Genomic DNA, 2579 nt, shown 5'->3' with positions numbered 1-2579 from the left:
GAGAATCAATGAGAAAACTGGCGCAATCCGGACAGGTAGGGTAAAAATAGAGTTAGAGAAAAACCAGGGATAAGTGGTGTCCGGTTAAACCGGAGCCGGTGTCCGGAATCGCCGGAATACGCAAAGGGGTGAGCAACGCAATACCGAAGCCGCTGCATACCACCTTAATCACTAAAATCAACGCATAGTAAAAATGCCACGCGTTGCGAATCCCTCTTGAGCAGTTTGTTAGTTTGCAGACCCAAAGGATTGATTTTACGTTACTTTATACTTTGCGAACAACAAACTTTATGTGCTTTGATGCACTTAAGTCAGACGTAGTCTCAAAGCGGCTACTCAATGAAACCACTTGGAACAAACAACGCCGAAGAAAACGAACTCACAACACCAAAAAGAGCTTTTGGAAAGACAATTTCACAATGCGGACTTTCAACAAAGCCACTGAAACCACGTGAACTTACCACACCAGAGAAAACGTCCTCGCAGCGAGTAAATCGGCTTTTGTACCAACAAACTCAACGAGCAGAGTTTCAGCAAAAAAGTTCGACTCAATTAACCCAAAAGTCGCCGCACCAAAGAACAAATCAACCGTTGAAAAGATGCCACTTTTGGATTTCTAACCGAGGTCGTTAACGCTGAACTTGATATCCAAAACCACAACTTTGTCTTTGAACTTTTACCGCTAGATCTTGCGATATAGCTTCATTTTTCCTCTTGCAAACTAACGCCGCATTAAGTGGTGAGCAACGCAAAACACCGATGTCTCGACAAACCACCTAAAACACAAAAACTGAATTTACACTAAAGTCGCCAAGCGTTGCGAATCCGTCTTAAATGCTTTGTTATATTTCAGTTGCCTAAGTTCATATTGGCTTGACTTTTTATATCGTCAGTCAGATTTGAATCAAATGAAACGCCCTGTAGCCGCCACGCTGAACCAACTTTATACACTTGTAGTTCAAAGCGAAGTGGCTGCCGATCGTAACCAACCAAGTAGATTAAATGAGCGTAATGTTCACCTACTTTTTTTTCAACTATTAGCTCGTGAAAATGATACTTACCCACCAAACCATCCAAGCTAGCTAGTTGATTTTTTAAGGTTAACACTTGATCCGAATTGCCTGATATCCATTGATTAGTACCATATAAGTACTCAATAGCTTCGTTATGCTTTCCATCTTTGAGCATTGCAAAAAATGTTTCCGGAATTTTTCCATAATCATCAGCAAAGACGAACGTAGGCATTAACAGCATGATCACCAAAATAATTTTTTTCATATACAACTTCTCCATAAGAATATAACGCCCTGCTAAGGGGTGAGCAACGCAATACCGAAGCCGCTGCATACCACCTTAATCACTAAAATCAACGCATAGTAAAAATGCCACGCGTTGCGAATCCCTCTTGAGCAGTTTGTTAGTTTGCAGACCCAAAGGATTGATTTTACGTTACTTTATACTTTGCGAACAACAAACTTTATGTGCTTTGATGCACTTAAGTCAGACGTAGTCTCAAAGCGGCTACTCAATGAAACCACTTGGAACAAACAACGCCGAAGAAAACGAACTCACAACACCAAAAAGAGCTTTTGGAAAGACAATTTCACAATGCGGACTTTCAACAAAGCCACTGAAACCACGTGAACTTACCACACCAGAGAAAACGTCCTCGCAGCGAGTAAATCGGCTTTTGTACCAACAAACTCAACGAGCAGAGTTTCAGCAAAAAAGTTCGACTCAATTAACCCAAAAGTCGCCGCACCAAAGAACAAATCAACCGTTGAAAAGATGCCACTTTTGGATTTCTAACCGAGGTCGTTAACGCTGAACTTGATATCCAAAACCACAACTTTGTCTTTGAACTTTTACCGCTAGATCTTGCGATATAGCTTCATTTTTCCTCTTGCAAACTAACGCCGCGTTAAGGGGTGCCGGCACGCAATACAAAAGCTACTGCACAGCGCCATAAACACTGAACCCAACGCATATTAAAAATGCCACGCGTGCCAAATCCCTCTTGAACGCTTTGTTATGTGAAATTTACTCGTACATCTTGCCTCGATGCTTTAGCCAGCCATGAGCATGACTATTACTCGGATCTCGGTGAGTCCAATGGATTACCCCACCTTTATTATTCCACTCATATTCGCCGTAGAACTGCACATAGTCACCAACTTTCAATCCGCTAATTCTTGGCGCAAGATCTATGTTATGAGCTACCAAAAGCGTTTGCCTGTTCTCTAACTTGAGTATGAACTTTTGATGTCTTGAACCTTTATTGTCATCAGGCAACAAGCGAATAACTGTACCAGAGCCTCGAATTTGAATATCACTTTGATGATTTTCGAATGCCTGCTTTAGTTGACTATCATCAGCTCTTACACCAATCGAAACAATGCTAAAAACTGCTAATAATAGAATTAAAATATGTTTCATTTACTCGTTCCTTCGATTTCACATAACGCCCTGTTAAGGTGTGAAGCACGCAATGAGCAGGCCGCTGCATGGCACTTCAACACAAAAATCACCGCATACTAAAAATGCCACGCGTGCTGAATCACTCTTAAACAGTTTGTTAG

At 41.5% G+C, this 2579-nt stretch carries 3 protein-coding genes; all 3 read right to left on the bottom strand.

Translation table 11 applies throughout. The features are described from left to right. Nucleotides 1–849: 849 nt before the first annotated feature. Nucleotides 850–1278: a hypothetical protein gene (locus tag P2G85_RS21265; protein ID WP_275866004.1), complete on the bottom strand. Its 429-nt coding sequence runs from the start codon at nt 1276–1278 to the stop codon at nt 850–852. A gap of 762 nt (nt 1279–2040) precedes the next feature. After that, nucleotides 2041–2436 carry a DUF3465 domain-containing protein gene (locus P2G85_RS21255; RefSeq protein WP_275866003.1) on the bottom strand — a complete coding sequence of 132 codons (396 nt, stop codon included), beginning with the start codon at nt 2434–2436 and terminating at the stop codon, nt 2041–2043. A gap of 33 nt (nt 2437–2469) precedes the next feature. Then, a partial coding sequence (locus tag P2G85_RS21250; RefSeq protein WP_345795445.1) for a DUF3265 domain-containing protein occupies nt 2470–2579 on the bottom strand: 110 nt, incomplete at its 5' end.

The organism is Vibrio sp. CAU 1672 (genome assembly GCF_029223195.1).
Classification (GTDB): domain Bacteria; phylum Pseudomonadota; class Gammaproteobacteria; order Enterobacterales; family Vibrionaceae; genus Vibrio.
This window is presented reverse-complemented; position numbering and strand designations above follow the sequence as displayed.

Bases quoted from the DNA above. Each gene is read 5' to 3' on its own strand.
- P2G85_RS21265 (WP_275866004.1), bottom strand. From the start codon at position 1,278: ATGAAAAAAATTATTTTGGTGATCATGCTGTTAATGCCTACGTTCGTC.
- P2G85_RS21255 (WP_275866003.1), bottom strand. From the start codon at position 2,436: ATGAAACATATTTTAATTCTATTATTAGCAGTTTTTAGCATTGTTTCG.